This window comes from Candidatus Cloacimonadota bacterium, assembly GCA_016932035.1.
GTDB lineage: Bacteria > Cloacimonadota > Cloacimonadia > JGIOTU-2 > JGIOTU-2 > Celaenobacter.
The window spans coordinates 1-16,603 of sequence record JAFGDR010000023.1 but is presented as its reverse complement, the minus strand read 5'-3'; the positions used below and the strand labels follow the sequence as shown (position 1 = coordinate 16,603).

Here is a 16,603-nt window from a genome sequence, read left to right as displayed (position 1 = left end):
ACTACTCCTCATCGAGTTTAATAATTTTACCGGAAATTTCTTGTTTATTTAAATTTATGCGATAGAGATAAACGCCTTGTGAAACTGCATTTCCGCTGTTATCGCGTCCATCCCAAATGACAGTGTGAAAGCGAGAAAGCGAAGAAGTGTTGAAGCGGAGTGCTCTTTCCAATTGACCCTTGATATTATAAATCTTTATCCCAACATTTTGAGTCGGTTCTTTTGATGAGAAGGAAAAGGTTATGTCATTTTTAAATGGATTCGGATACTGTTCAATTACGAATTCATTTTGTGTAGGTGGTTCATCATTTGAAACGAAGATAGGTCCATCGAGAGAGTAAACATCGTAACCGGTTTCATCATCTTTTTCTACAAAGAAGAGAAGGTCCCCATCGCTTTTTCTGAGTATGTCACATACTGCAAGTACAGAATCCTGGTGATGAATGATGTTACCATTCAATCTGTCTCTTATTTCAAGCTTATCACCCCTGAAATACATCACATAATGGTCTTCATTGTTTACCTGAACACAACTTGATGCAGTTATTTTTCCTAAGCCAATTTGTGAATCTTCTTTAGACCAAATCTCTTGCCAGTTTATGGTTTCATACGCTTTAAAATGAACAGATGTTCCATCGTCCGAATCGAGCCTGCGATATTGTAGAACCTGCGGTGAATCATCTTGATTGTTTTTTGTGATAACATCATAATTTTTTGGATAATGGTAATATGTTTCTTTCGAATCTTTTTCCCAAACAACATTACCTCCTGTAGAATGAAGTTGTGTTTGTAAGATTGGCTCGACTTTTGTTATTTTTTGCAAGTAGTAATAACTAAAACAAGACACACCTGAACCAACTGAAGCATAAGAATATTTACCAACAGAAAGAAGTACGATATTATCTGGATGAACACAGGTCATCCCAGTATTATAATATCCATCAATATAATTCAAAGAATCATTATCAATCTTGAACTTAAACAAACATGTATGGTTGGGATCTTCCTTAGCAAAAAAACTAAATTCATTTGCTCCTACAAGAAAAATATCCTCATTATCATTTTGATAAAAATCAATAATAAATACTTCTGAAAACATGCTGTTGTTTAAAGGAAAGATATTCAGAGAATCAATGTAAGAAAGGGTTTCACAATCTTGAAGTGAAAATCTTAATCTTCCTTGAAAATATGGAACTTGAGCTCTCATAATAACATTCACTCCACTTTTATTGAATAAGATTACTTCATCACTAACAACATATTCATCATAAAAAAACCAATCATCAATAACGATCGAATCTATAATAGTTCCTGAAATATCAGAGATAATAATATACTGAAGATACTGATCCACATCATAATATTGTGTAATTATTTCATCAATATCGTTATTATCATAATCAAATAGTTGAGTAACTTGATAACTGATTCCCGAACTGGGTTTATGCAATGTGCAGACATGCTGAAAATTTACCTGTGCTGAAAGCAGACTCGTACAAAAAAGAATTAAAACCACACCAAATATAATTTTTTTTCTACTCATTTCACACCTCCACGATGCTTAAATGCTTCGAAATCTCGTATGAAATATTTGTCAAGAAATAGTAAATAGGTCGAGTATCTTAAATGAGGATATTATTATAATCAATTTAATTCCCGAAAAATGAAGGCGATATTCGCCAATATCGCCTTCAGGTATAATTAATTGTTTTGTTTATGCTATTCTCTCATGAGAAGACATTTATTCGTTCCAATTATTTCGTTTCCAACTTTTATCTGATAATAGTACAAACCTGATGAAACGCTTTTTCCATAGCGATCTTTACCATTCCATACTACTTCATTTACTCCCTGCTGTGAATGTATATCTTCAATTTCCCTAATCAGTTGACCCTTTATGTTATAAATGATAATTTCTACATGATCTTGGGAATTCTTAGTTTTGTAATACGAAATCGTAGCAGAAGAAATAAATGGATTAGGATATATCGTAGTATTTGCGACATCTTCTTGAGGTTCATCATCATTGCCATAACTTACTTCCAGCATAATAGGAATGTTGATCTTCTGCCCTATTTGAGAGGTAACACAGACATATGCTTCGTAATATCCTGCTTCTAATTCTGTTGTATTGACGTGTATCGGAATGAGCGCTGAACCTCCAGGTTCAAGTGTTCCTGATGACGCACCAACCTGCAGCCAGCCAATCGGTGTGTCTACAATCGTGAAGACTCCCAAAGTTCTGTTTGATGTTGTATAATCAGGTGAAATGATCCTGAATGCACACCATCGTGAGGGAGGACCCGGGACAGTATATTCATAAGTACCAGCATTAGGCATTTCGTTGTTGATCGTTTCCCAGGTATAGCCGTTATTAGGAGAGAATTGGAGTATCACATTTTGATAAATACCTGTATAATACCATATAAGAGTATCCAATGTATTATATTCCAGTACTTCACCATTTTCAGGATGAGTAATATCGAATATATTGATTGAGAATGTATTATCCGACATATCATTCTGTGATCCATTAGTATTCTGAACTTTGATCCTGCAATTATCAGAAAGTACACCAGCAACTGTATATGCTAATTCGTTAGTATTCGGGATATTTTCGGCTAGTGTTTCCCATGTATTACAGTTATCTCGTGAAAGATAAACCGACACATTATCAATCGATCCATAGGTAAACCATCTGATCGTATCTATTGTACTGTAAACAAGTGTTTCTCCCCCATCGGGATAGTCCATCCATAGATATGAATTGGTTGAAGGTTGTAGTGTAAAGGTTCCTTCTTTTGAATGTGGAGCAGTTCCTGAACCGTCACCTTCGAGATACCATCCAACTTCGATCGGTCCTGTAATACTTGGATCTATAGTAACATTGATCTGGAATCCATGCACCCCTGAAATATAAACGGGAGTTCCATTCCCGAAGCCCCAGGTAACAGAAGCTCCCATTCCTGTTTCTCCATTATAGTTAAGAGATGCCACATTGTCTGCGGTGTTCACGAACACACCATCAGAGAAGTCCAGACGAACACCGTAAACTGGTTCATCATCCGGACTGTTATGATAAAGATAGCACAGAATCTGAATAGGAATGACGGGAACATATGATGCTGTTGTACAGAGAATAAAGTCGTTCTCGATACTTTTGCCGCCTTCCTTTGCTTCATCCCGTGAAAAATGAGATGATTCTATCCAATATGATAACTCTTGTGTTGATGAATTCGTAAGTGTCAGATATGCAGTTTCAGTAGTATCCTGAGGAATGGTAAATTCCAGCTGCTGCGGTGCGATCTCAAGGAGCGGAATATCAGGTCCTTCTTTTATTGTGAAAAGAATGGCAGTTTCATTCTGGAGGGTATGTGCAGTTGGTGCATAGATATTTGCATAGGTCATGAGAACACCATCCGTTTGAGGAAAATTCTCAATGCCAACGGTCGCATAGTTCTCGTCCTGATCAACATTTGATATTGTCTGGTACTGGAACAGAATCTCGCCGTCGCCTGTTGGAGTCGGGTAATATTCCGGATCATACAAAATAACTTCAAACGTTTCTTTTACACTGGGATCATAAAAATTTTCAAATGCCTGCCATTCAATAATGTATCTATGCTCATCCTGATCAAACCACGAAAAAATGATCCCATTCTGCAGGTTATCCCAGAATGGTGCGATCATCGCTGAAGGTCCACATCCGGAGGGTATTGTCCTGTTCCTGTGATAAATTATTTCTTCTCCCATTGAAAGCCAACCGCTTGATGATATTGATATCGTTTCATAAAAGTTCCCGAAATACGTAAATCCAAAAGGCAGATTGAGAATTTTTGTGTATCCATCGACCGATGTATAATCTCCCCAAACAGGTATCCCCTGTCCTCCCATTGCAGGATTGAGTTCTACCCAATCATATACCGGAGCATTGAAAAATCCTGTATCTGAACTTTCAATTGCATAGTACCCATAATTTGAGAAGGTTGGGCTCGTTTCTTCTATTAAGCCAATAGGTATTGAGAATTGAAGAGTTTGTACAATAGAGTCATTTTTCGTAATCTCTAACTCGAACTGGGCGATCTCACCTGTTATTACTTCATCCGGTAATACAGAGAAATATACAAGATTTGACCCTGTTTCTCCAACTGCTATTGAGTTATAGAAACTGACATCCTGGATGACATCAGCTTTACCATTTGTACACAAAAGAGTCGCGCTGATATATCCTGTTTGCACATCACCTGTATTTGTAAGTTTGATGATGACGTTATCTTGTTGGTTTTGAATGAGACAGGTATCTGCATTTTGAACGAGAAAGTCCATAAGAACAAGCTCAGGACTCACTATCTCTACCGGAATGATATATGACTGATCTCCAAAATTAGAGCTGATATTCACGTCAACATTCGCGGTTTTACCAGCCGCCCATTTTTCATTAATGCTTAGAAGGAGATTTTCAAAGGTATGTGATGCACCTACTGGGATATTCTGCACGTAAGCGCTGTCTGTAATGACTGTTACAGCTTCTTCATCAGTCGAGATCATTATTTCAATATCTTCGGCATTAATGAGATTAGGATTATCAAGCGTAACAGAATACTCAGCATCAGTACCTGAAATTGGATCATCGATGAAAGTAACTTCAGTCACGTCAAGTTGGCTTTCTGCATTGACAGATATATTAACGACCTCAGGAAGAAATTCATACTTCGATGCTGTTACCTGGTATGAATCAACAAGAAAATCAGCAAAGAGTGTTACACTGCCATTTTCATCAGTCATACCTTTTGTGATAAGTGCTCCATCTTTTGTAAGGGAAACCATGAAGTCTGATTTTTCATCATCAACATCAATTTCCACAACCAGATAATTTTGCATATCAGATATTTCATCTTCAGTGATAACCGTAATATCTTTTGGTTCATCAGTCCAAACCTGCAATCCTGGATCACCGAGCAGGTTGTACACATAAAAATAGAATTGATCAGAATCGAGTGAACCACCCCAGGCATGGTTGTGAGGATAATTATTATAAAGTTCCATCTTTCCGCGAAGCATCATCTCGCCGCATCGAAAGAGATCTTCCTGTGTGATACCCTGATAGATTCCCATATCATTACAATTATTCCATGGAGTTTTTGTGTCCCATTCACTCGGTCCAATAAATCCGATTGAACCTCTTGGATTTGAGGGTGTACCTTCTGCCATCCATAATTCACCGAAACATTGGTCTGCTTCGGTGAAAGCGAAGTCACCCCCGCCGCAGGTCATACTCGTTAGCATGGGAAGCATGAAACCGTTATTCAAAGAGGGCAAATCAGATGAATTTAAAAAGTGATACCCATAGGAGTTGCACCAATAGAGCGGACTCCCAAAACCTCTGAAATTGATCAATGTGTACCCGTCATCGATCATGCTGATTAACTGAGGAATGCCGACATTCATCGGATACGTAAAGAAATCAACCTGGTTGAAACCATCATAATAAAGCTTTGTTCCAATATTTAATTTCGTAATATAGTGTGTAAACATACCATACTCAGGATCGATACAGGATATCATGAGTGCTTCATCATACCAATTTCCTGCAATATAAGTACTTTCATACGTAATAATTTTTGTAATAATAGTATTCAGGTTCATTAAACTTTGAATTGAAATACGACCGATATAAATATCAGGAAAATAGTCCGTTCCATCAAGGAGTGTATATGGATGATCTGAGACATCGTATGGTGTCAAATACCCATCAACATAAAATGATGGCATTATAAAATTACCTGTAACATCTCCAACGAGAATAACGAATTCCGGGGGAACATCCCACGAAAGATAGGCGTTCTGAATGTAGTCTTTTATATCATAATTATCAGGTGAAGCTCCTATTTCAGAGAGGAGTGTGATGGTCACCTCATGACCAAGTTTTCTCTTCCACTCAGCCAGTAATTCAAGTGAATATGCACAAGCGTCTGGTGTTATGATGAGATAGCTTCCATTATCGTTGATGCCGTCCTTACTCATTCCATAAATATGTTCTGATGCAATTTTTGAAAATGAGTATGACGACCTGTTTTTAGTATCTGTTAAAGGATTTTCATCGTTTGATGTATCAAGTTCAAACTCTGCTTTGATATCTTTTAGAGTTCGTATCATGTTCTGTGCAGGATTGTACTGAACAGCTGCGATCGAAATCTGGCAGAATCTATATCCCCGCATGATAACCGGTGAGCCGATGGTTACTATTTCATTGGGATACCATTCATCTTGTTTGTAAAAATCTTCATCAAGAGTGAGATCATCTTCCCAACCGAAAGGCCGTATCTTTTCATCTATGACCTGTTCATCATATGTGAAAGAAAAATCAGATAACATGTAACTTCCGGATGGTGGTAATGCAAAGAGTTGAGAAAAAACAGGCAATGAAGCTTTGCCCGGCTCTCCTGTTGAAGCATAACCGTCTATACTAAGCGAGCAGAATTGAGACTCTCCCCTTTTTTCTGTCTCAACAGTACATGGATCGAATTTTCCTGTAATTAAGAGATTGGTATCAGTGGATTGTATATCAAGTGCCGTTACACTTAATGGCAGCAGGAGCATAAAAAGTATGCCCGTGAAAAAAACATTTTTCACGCGACCTCCCCTTTGGATTTTGAGTTGTTGTTAACAGGGAGGGTTTTTTTGTCAAGAAGTTGAATAATGAGAGAATACAAACAAAATGATATTTCTTTCTAAGTAATGCTAATATCTTGCTTTTCTTGACACTGCAACACTGCAAAAAAAAGTTGAATGCAAATTCTTATTGGAGGCATTCATGCGATTCTCTCAGGCGTTTATTCCTACGCTTAAAGAAAAACCCGCAGAAGCAGAAATACAAAGCCATACCCTGATGATACGCAGCGGTATGTTGCGAAAACTCGGATCGGGCATTTATTCCTATCTGCCAATCGCAAAGAAAGTTATCAATTATATCGAGACTATTGTTCGCGAGGAGCTTAATGATAAAGGATGCCAGGAAATCCTCATGCCGGTGCTCCATCCGCGCGAACTCTGGGAAATGTCGGGCAGATGGGCTGTGTATGGTCCTGAACTGATGCGACTGACAGACCGCCATGAACGTGAATTTGCCCTTGGTCCAACGCATGAAGAAGTAATAACTCTTATCGCAAAATATGACATAAAATCATATAAAAAATTACCAATAAATCTTTATCAGATACAGACTAAATTCCGCGATGAGATTAGACCACGATTTGGTGTGATGCGCTCACGGGAATTCATCATGAAGGATGCATATAGTTTTGATAAAGATAATGCAGGGCTTCAGAAGAGTTATGATGACATGTACGATGCCTATTCAAGAATTTTTGCGCGTTGCGGATTGAACAGTGTTGCAGTAGAAGCAGATGTAGGTGCAATCGGTGGCTCATCTTCACATGAATTCATGGTACTTGCAGAAACAGGCGAATCTGAAGTACTACATTGCGAATGCGGCTATGCTGCAACCTCTGAAAATGCTAAGATCGCTCCGTTTGAGGTAAATGACAAAGAGAAACTGAAAGAACTCGAGAAAGTTCACACCCCCGGCAAAAAATCTGTAGAGGAAGTTAGTGCATTTCTTGGTATCCGTCCAAGCCATTTGATCAAGACAATTGTATACAAGGCAGATGATCAATTCATTGCCGTTCTCATTCGAGGAGACCGAGAGATCAACAACATAAAGCTTGCGAACTTCCTGCAATGTGTTAATCTTGAATTTGCTACTGAAGCTGAGATTGAAAATGTAGTTAAATCAATTGCTGGATTTGTGGGACCGGTTGGTACGAAGAAAATTAAGATATATGCTGATGAAAATCTTAAAGGTATAAAAAATATGGTCACCGGTGCTGATGAAGCTGATTATCATTATAAAGGCGTTAACCTGGAACGAGATGCCCACATAGACAAATGGGTTGATTTAAAACAAGCTGTAAAAGGTGATCGTTGTCCAAGATGCGGAAAAGAAATGACCTCTTTCAGAGGTATCGAAGTTGGGCAGATTTTCCAGCTAGGCGATAAGTACAGCAAGATCATGGATGCAACCTATGATGCCGAAGACGGAACTCCTGTTCCTTACCAGATGGGCTGCTACGGTATTGGTATTACCCGCACAATGGCTGCTGCGATCGAGCAGTTCCATGACAAAGATGGCATTATCTGGCCGATCTCGATTTCACCTTATGATGTCGAACTGATCAATCTCTCACCTGCTGAAGAGGATATCACCTCATTTTGTGATAATGTTTATGAGATGCTTCAAAATGAGTTCATCGATGTTCTGTATGACGATAGAGATGAGAAAGCCGGTTTTAAATTCAAAGATGCTGATCTTATTGGAATTCCTATCCATATTATCGTTGGTAAGAAGAATTTCGAGAATGAAATGGTAGAGATCAAAATTCGAAAAACAGGCGATAAATTTTCCTGTGCCTTTGATGATATTATTGAAAAAGTAGAGCAACTCATTGATGACCTCTATGACGAAATAGATAAAAATGTTACATAATTTTCTTAAAGATACAGATATTATTTTGGCATCACGCTCTCCTCGGAGGGCGTTTTTGCTGAAACAGGTGGGTTTGAACTTCAAACAAATTCCCTCACATATAGATGAACACATTAATGGTATGATGCCTGAAGAATATGTTATGCATTACGCCCAGGAAAAAGCTGAGGAAATCCAAAGGAATTACCCGGATTCTCTTATTATCGGAGCTGATACAACCGTTGTTCTGCATAACGAAATTATCGGTAAACCGGCAGATAAAAAGGATGCTTTTGACATCCTGCACAAACTGTCAGGGCAATGCCACGAAGTGTTAACTGGTATCGCAATTCTGCATAAAGAAAGTATTCTTAGAAATATTTCAAAAACTAAAGTGTATTTCAATAAAATATCTGTTAGTGATATTGATGAATATATTGAAACCAGTGAACCAATGGATAAAGCAGGGGCATACGGTATTCAGGGTTATGGAAGCCAGTTCATCGATAAGATTGAGGGATGTTACTTTAATGTAATGGGATTTCCTATTCCGCTTTTTTATGAAATGTGTAAACAGATGATTGGTTGCTAATTTATCAAAAGTTCTCTTTCAAATCCATTAGTTCGTTTAGAAATATCCATTTCGCGAATAGTAGCGTTTGGCAACCGTACCTGCACGGTAACAGAATCCGCTGCTTTTGATATATAACGAACAACTATCTCTGCTGCTTGTTTTAAAACTTCCTTAGATATCGATTTTTCTCTACTTTGCAAAACACCGATTGGACCGGGAATATCCTTTGCTTTAACAACGATATCGATCGAATCTTGATTTTTCTCTATCAGTTTTAGGATGTAATCATTATCACTCATATTCCTTCCAAGAATAAGTTTGGTTGAATCATCAAGCCGAAACTGCCTTCCAACATTGAGAAATGTGATAAATCTCTGATCAAACATGTTATGATCGATTAGATCACGAAACCTCTTTGAATAACCCGGATCGGTTAGAAGACATCCACCTGCAGGAGTTGGATATTCAGTTATACCGAACTTGTTTGCTAATTCAATTTGTCGTGTTCTTCCACGGCCTTGCAGATCGAGAAGTATATCCTTATTGAGCCAACCTTCCCGGATCGGTTTTGTGTCCGGCAACAGTTTTTGAGAAAGCGGACGTACGATCAAGTCCTTGTACCCACTCCATTTTGCAACTGCATTCATGCCGTTAAGCTGCTGGGACATGGGACGCTGTCCAAGCACTTCACCTGAAATAAGAAAATCTGCATTGAATTTCACCAGCATATCACCGAGTTTTTTATACATAAAGGCATGACAGTCAATACACGGATTCATGTTTTTTCCATAACCATATCTCGGTTCACGAATCATATCTAGATAATCCTCTCCAAGGTGGACAACATGTACAGATAGATTATTTTCTTTTCCAGAACTAACAGCTTTTCTACACGAGAAGAAAGGAGACTCAAAACAAATAGGTATGACTTCAACTCCCTGCTGTTCGACAAGTTTAACAGCAAGAATACTGTCAAGTCCGCCAGAAAAGAGTGCAAGTGCATTATAGACTTTATTGTGTTTCATAGTAATAACGTACTCATACTTACCTGCTTTCAAATGTCAACATTCCTAATCAAGTGTGTTATTTATGTTAGTATTTGCAACTAATATATTAATTTGACAAATAATCACTTTGGTTCTCAAAATGAAAATCATTCCTAAATGGGACAGTTATTTGTTTTCTCTAAGACTATTGCATAACATACTTGAACAGCGATTTGATCCTCTTTAATTATAGTTTATTAACATAATCAAATAACGTGATGACGAGGTTTCAAATGAATAAAAAAATACAAATTATCATTTTTTCACTCATGATATTGTTAAGCATTATATCAACGTTTAGCTTTGCAAATACTCCACAACTCATCCCCTTTAGATATGGTGACAAGTGGGGATATTGTGATCAAGACAAGAATGTTTTTATTCCATGTACGTATGATGAAGCGTTTCCTTTTCAGGATGGTGTGGCTAGAGTAAGAGAAGATTTCAAGGGGTATGGTCTTATCGAGATACACGGCAACAAATTAGTTCCATGTAGTTATAAATATATTTTCGATTTCTCGGATGGTGTTGCAAAAGTATGTGATTATAATAACAAATGTGGTTTGATCGATATCGCAGGAAAACCTCTGACTGAAATGAAATATGATTATATCAATGAATTTCATGAAGGTTTTGCAAAAGTTGAACTAAATAATAAATATGGATTCATAGACTTAAGCGGTCATGAAATCACACCATTAATTTACAAAAATGCAAATGATTTTCACGAGAATCTTGCTGCAGTAAAAGATACAAACAGGTTGTATGGTTTCATTGATAAAACAGGCAAAGAAATAATTCCATTTAAATATTGTATGGTAAAGGATTTAAATAACGGATTAGCTCCTTTTGCCAAAGAGGATACAAACCATCCCACTGGAGGATATGAAGGTTATCTTGATGAATATGGTAATGAACTAGAAAAAAATCATGAAACAAATGCAAGATATTACGGCGGACTGTATCCTGATAAACAAGATAATAAATATGGTCTATTAAATTCCAAAGGTGAAATAGTAGTACCATATACATACAAAAATATTGAAAATTTCATTAACGGATTTGCTCAAGTTACTGATGCAAGTGGTTATCTGGGCTTTATTGATACAACTGGGAAAGAAATCACACCTTTACAATATTATGGAGTTTATGATTTTTCAGTTGATGGTTTTGCTAGAGTAAGTTTGCGTGGTATTGGATTCATAAACAGGTTGGGTGAAGAAATTATTGAACCTAAATATGGAGATGATGATATTGGTTACGATTTTTCAGAAGGTTTGATTTATGTTAAAGAAAATAATAAAACCGGTTTTCTTGATACCCTCGGAATTCTGAGAATTCCCTATAAATATAAAACACATAAGTACATGGGCTCAAAATTCAAAGACGGCTTAGCAAAGGTTGAACTAGATGGAAGGGAATTCTATATTGATAAAAACGGAACTGAATATTATAAGGAATATGTTCCTCCTAAAAGAAAGAAGAAAGATATATTGCCACAAGCATTAATGCCGGATACTGAAGTAAGAGAAATCAAATCAACATTTGTTGATGACACCTATCAGATCACAATTGCATTACCTAAAGATTATTACAAGACAAATAAAACTTATCCAGTTCTCTATTTGTTAGATGCAGATTATCTACTAGGAACAGTACGCGAGTCAGCATTCATGATGGCTTTTGGTAAGCAAATCCCGGAAATGATCATTGTTGGCATTACATACAATGGAACATTCGATGATTGGTATCAAAAAAGGATACGTGATTTTTGTCCCACTGAGAGTTATGCTGTAAAGGCATTTCAAGGCGGGGGTGGAGCTGATAATTTTCTTAAATTCATACAAAATGAACTTATTCCACTTATAGAAATGAATTATAGGATCGTCCCAGATGAACGTGTTTTGGTTGGATATTCACTTGGTGGATTGTTTGGTGCGTATACTCTTTTTGAAGATCCTGATTTGTTCAATAGGTATATTTTAATAAGTCCATCGTTCTGGTGGGATGACACGATGATCTTTGATAATGAAAAGGATTTTTCACAAAACAATGATGAGTTACAAGCACAAGTATTTCTATCCCTTGGTGCTAAGGAATATGAAGATTTTATGTTTGTAAAAAAATTCAATGACATTATTAACACAAGGAATTATAAAGGTCTTCTTACAGAATATAAAACAATTCCCGGTGAAGAGCATACATCAACGTTTGCTCCTGCATTTGTCATTGGGATCCAAAGTATTTTTGAGTAACAATATAGTTATGAAATTTTTTGTTAAATTTCGACAGTAAAACAAAATAAAAACATCGGAGGATTAATATGGAATGGATAGTACCGTTCATGGCAGTCATAATTCTACTTATTCTATTTGTTTACTTCCTTGTAAAGAAGAGCAAATCAAAAGAGGACACAGCAATCATTCTAATCACGTTAAGCTTGCTTGTCTATCATTTAGGTGATCTCTTTCTCTGGAGTGGATGGATCGGGTATGAAATTGCCCGTCGCATTGCAAGCATAGGATTCTATTTCGAGATACCTTTTATGCTTCTACTTATGTATTGGCTGCTTCCGGCTGAAAAACGCCAGCTTGGAGTGAAGATCATATCAGCAATTTTACTCATTCCCTGGATCGTTGCTATCATTATGATCGGTAAATCACCGATTGTGTTTCTCGAAGGACTGGGAACCTATAATGAAAGCTTCGTATACATCCTGATCTTATGCTTTTTAATATCAATTGTTTTCATCGTTCTCAATGCTTTCAGAGCAAAGAAGTTTAGAGAAGATGCTCTTGGAAAAAAACTAAGCAGTTTCTTTGCGATTGCTTCGATTATCTTCACTGTTCTTTATCTCATTATCTTCTCATCTATTCAAACTGTGGGAGTCGATCTTACCTGGCTATTTGGAATTATAAGTATATTCTATGTGATTACACTCGGGCAAGGAAGTGTTATACAGAAGAAATAATATTATATTCAGTTTTCCAATTTCTTGACGTAAATCTATTACAAATTTATCAAAACTATTAAAGTAGTAATATCAACTTTTTTAATAAAGGAGATCATCCATGAGTCGTAAAATAATGCTCAATCTAACATTGCTTGGTATAAACTTTCTTTTGATATTAACTTCGATTTGCTTTGCAGAAGGAAGCAACTTACTCCCCTATCGTGAAGGGTCAAAATGGGGTTATATGAATGTACAAGGAGAGGTTCTCATAACCCCTCAATTTGATGAGATCGACTACTTTTCGGAGGGCAAAGCAGCTGTCAGAGTGGGGTCATACTGGGGATTCATTAATGAGAGTGGTGATTTTATCGTTGACCCGATATTTTATGCGAAACCTCCCGGATTCAGTGAAGGATTAGCATGTGTCTTTTTCTCTAATAACGCAGGATACATCGACAAGACAGGTAAATTTGCAATATTTCCAAGATTTACATCATGTAATAATTTCAGTGATGGTGTTGCCGTAGTTCAGTTTCGGTCATCTGAATGCGATGGTGTGCATCGTATGGGTTATATTGATAGAAAAGGCGAAGTTGTTATAGAACCAAAATTTAACTTAGCATATGAATTTCATGAAGACCGTGCTCGAGTAGTTATCGATGACGAGAAGGGTTACATCGATAAAAAGGGTAATATTGTCATTGGCCTAACTGATTATGATTTAACAATGGATTTCTCAGAAGGAGTAGCAGCAGTTGAATATAGTGATATGTGGGGTTTCATAGACAATAAAGGTAATTATACTATTCTTCCGCAATTTAAATATGCAAACTGGTCATTTAGTGAAGGATTAGTTGGAGTAGAAATTGATGATTCATGGGGATTTATCGACAAAAAAGGCAACGAAGTTATAAAACCAAACTTTAAAAGTGTCGGAAGATTCAGTGAAGGATTTGCACCAGCAAAAACTAATTCTCAATATGGCTACATCAATAAAAAAGGAAAATTTGTTATCGAATCCCAATTTGAAAATGCTAGCTCGTTCCAGGATGGCATTGCAAGTATTGAAAGAGATAATCTCTGGGGATTTGTAAATAAAAAGGGAAAGATCGTTATCGAACCGCAATTTGATCTGGTTCAATATTTTTCTGAAGACTTATGTGCGGTACAAATAAATGGTAAATGGGGTTTTATCAATAAAAAAGGTGACATAATAATTACACCTCAATTCGACGATGTGCGAAGTTTCTCTGAGGGATTAGCTGCAACATGGAATGATAGGAAATCAGGATTTATCAATGCTAAAGGTGAATATGTTATTGATCCACATTTCGATTACACTCTGAGCAGTGAATTTGTAGATGGATTAGCTCCGATTGAAATAGACGATAAATATGGTTTTATTAATGAAAAGGGTGAACTTATTATTAATCCCATTTTTGAAGTATCAGATAATTTCCAGGAAGGATTAGCTCCTGTAAGAATTGATTATAAATACGGATTCATTGATAAAACAGGGAAGATTATCATTGAACCGCAATACGAAGATGTCCAGCAATTTTCTGAAGGTTATGCAGCAGTAAAATTAGATGGGAAATGGCGATATATAGATAAGGAAGGTAAACGGTTATTTTCATTAATGATGCCCGATTTTTATGAAGCGAATAGTTTTGTCGAAGGTATGGCGCGTGTAAAAAAAGACGGGAAATTCGGTTTTATTGATCGAGATGGAAATATTGCAGTCAAAATAAAATTTAAAGGTGTTCTTAATTTTTCAGAAGGATTAGCTGGTGCTCAAAGTGATAATAATACTTGTGGTTACATTGATAAAAAAGGCATCTGGCAGATCTTGCCTATGTATCAAAATATTGGTGATTTCAAAGAAGGATTGGCACCTGTCCTGAACAACGGTAAATGGGGATTTATCGACAATAAGGCAACCAAAGTTATCGATTACCAATATGACGAAGCAAGATCGTTTAATGAAGGTCTCGCTGCAGTAAGGAAAGGTAATTCCTGGGGATTTATCGATAAAGAAGGGACGATTGTTATCGATCCGCAATTCTTCCAAGTCAATGATTTTCAAGACGGTGTTGCTTTGGTTCTCGTGACTCAGTTTTCACAATTACAATGCATCGATAAAACAGGAAAATTGCTCTGGAAATAAGACAAAAAATAAAGGAGAAACTAAAATGAAATACAAAATTAATATAGTTCTTGTTCTCCTCGTGCTTGCACTCATGACAGCATTCATTTCAACCTGCTTTGCACAAACACCTGAGCTGGTTCCCTATTTCAATGGTGAACTGTGGGGCTATGCAGATCACAATAAAAATATCAAAATAGAGTGCCAGTTCGGCCTAGCAGATCCCTTCATCAATGGCTATGCATTAGTTGTTAACAACCATAAAAGTGGAATAATTAACAAATCCGGTGAAACAATCGTGCCTACATGGTTCACTCACGTTGGACCTGTTAAAGAAGGATTTTTTGAAGTCAACACAAAAAACGAGTATGGATTTTATAACACTAAAGGTGAAAACATAGTTGAGTTAAAATATCTCAGTGCATCATATTTTTCTGAAGGTCTTGCAAGAGTCTGTAAAAGGGATGAAGAATATAACAAAAGATATGGTTTCATAAATAGTGAAGGTCAAGAGGTTATCCCCTGTATATACGAAAATGCTTACGATTTTTCCGAAGGTTTAGCTGCTGTCGAGAAGGATAACAAAAAAGGTTATATTGATCATTCCGGTAAAGTAGTGATAGAATTAAAGTACGATTCAGTAATTTCTTTTGAAAACGGACTTGGAGGAGTTAAATTAAATGGTAAATGGGGATTAATAGGTAAAGAAGGGAATCCCGTTACTGAGATCAAATATACTGACATCGATGATTTTGCTGATGGTATGGCAATTGTTTATACAGGTGAATACGATGATTACGGTTACAAAACTGGAGGACATTACGGATACATAGACGAATTAGGTGTAGAAGTCGTTCCCTGCAAATATGATAAGGCGAAAGATTTTTCGGACGGATTAGCCCAGGTAAAACTTAATGGAAAATATGGATATATTGATAAAAAAGGCAATCCGATCACTTCGATAAAATATGAAATGGAATCCGAATCATTTCATAATGGATTTGCAGCTGTTGAAGTGAATAATAAATTTGGATTTATCGATAAAACAGGGAAAGAAGTGATTCCATGCATTTATCAAACGACTGATAATTTCAATGATGGATTAGCACGAGTTAAATTGGATGATAAATGGGGATTCATAGACACATCAGGTAAAATAGTCGTCCCTCTCACATATGATCTTGTGATGCACTTCTCCGATGGTGTAGCTTTTGTTAAAATGGATGGAAAATGGGGTTTGATCAATACATCCGGAGATCTCATTCTTGAATGTAAGTATGATAATATGCAAAAATTTGAAAATGGTTTGGGCAAAGTTAAGGTTAATGGAAATTGGATATTTATAGACCTTAATGGAACT

Annotated in this window: 9 protein-coding genes; 6 read left to right on the top strand and 3 right to left on the bottom strand. The window is 36.7% G+C overall.

Annotated elements, in window-relative coordinates; genetic code table 11:
- Position 1 precedes the first annotated feature (1 nt).
- Both JW794_03435 and JW794_03430 read right to left on the bottom strand, forming a co-directional pair.
- The gene (locus JW794_03435) at positions 2 to 1,543 is read right to left on the bottom strand and encodes a T9SS type A sorting domain-containing protein (protein ID MBN2017175.1); all 1,542 of its coding nucleotides are present in this window, start codon (positions 1,541 to 1,543) and stop codon (positions 2 to 4) included.
- A gap of 176 nt (positions 1,544 to 1,719) precedes the next feature.
- Complete coding sequence (locus tag JW794_03430) at positions 1,720 to 6,633, bottom strand: T9SS type A sorting domain-containing protein (GenBank protein ID MBN2017174.1); 4,914 nt, start codon at positions 6,631 to 6,633, stop codon at positions 1,720 to 1,722.
- 181 nt (positions 6,634 to 6,814) lie between these two features.
- Between JW794_03430 and JW794_03425 the strand changes: the two genes are divergently transcribed.
- Positions 6,815 to 8,545 carry a proline--tRNA ligase gene (locus JW794_03425; protein MBN2017173.1) on the top strand — a complete coding sequence of 577 codons (1,731 nt, stop codon included), beginning with the start codon at positions 6,815 to 6,817 and terminating at the stop codon, positions 8,543 to 8,545.
- Positions 8,535 to 9,116 carry a septum formation protein Maf gene (maf, locus tag JW794_03420; GenBank protein ID MBN2017172.1) on the top strand — a complete coding sequence of 194 codons (582 nt, stop codon included), beginning with the start codon at positions 8,535 to 8,537 and terminating at the stop codon, positions 9,114 to 9,116. Before JW794_03425 ends, maf begins: the two co-directional genes overlap by 11 nt.
- On the opposite strand, the gene JW794_03415 is transcribed toward maf, so the two are convergent.
- Complete coding sequence (locus tag JW794_03415) at positions 9,113 to 10,123, bottom strand: DUF814 domain-containing protein (GenBank protein ID MBN2017171.1); 1,011 nt, start codon at positions 10,121 to 10,123, stop codon at positions 9,113 to 9,115. The genes maf and JW794_03415 overlap by 4 nt on opposite strands.
- Before the next feature lie 254 nt (positions 10,124 to 10,377).
- Here JW794_03415 and JW794_03410 point away from each other — a divergent pair, with 254 nt between their 5' ends.
- The 4 genes from JW794_03410 to JW794_03395 all read left to right on the top strand — a co-directional run.
- Positions 10,378 to 12,399 (top strand): WG repeat-containing protein, encoded by a 2,022-nt coding sequence (locus tag JW794_03410; GenBank protein ID MBN2017170.1) that lies wholly within the window; start codon positions 10,378 to 10,380, stop codon positions 12,397 to 12,399.
- A 68-nt stretch (positions 12,400 to 12,467) separates the two neighbouring features.
- Positions 12,468 to 13,115: a hypothetical protein gene (locus JW794_03405; protein MBN2017169.1), complete on the top strand. Its 648-nt coding sequence runs from the start codon at positions 12,468 to 12,470 to the stop codon at positions 13,113 to 13,115.
- Positions 13,116 to 13,215: 100 nt separating this feature from the next.
- Positions 13,216 to 15,264, top strand: coding sequence for a WG repeat-containing protein (locus tag JW794_03400; protein ID MBN2017168.1), 2,049 nt, complete (start codon positions 13,216 to 13,218; stop codon positions 15,262 to 15,264).
- Positions 15,265 to 15,289: 25 nt separating this feature from the next.
- Positions 15,290 to 16,603, top strand: a 1,314-nt coding sequence (locus JW794_03395) for a WG repeat-containing protein (protein ID MBN2017167.1), incomplete at its 3' end; no start/stop codon positions are given.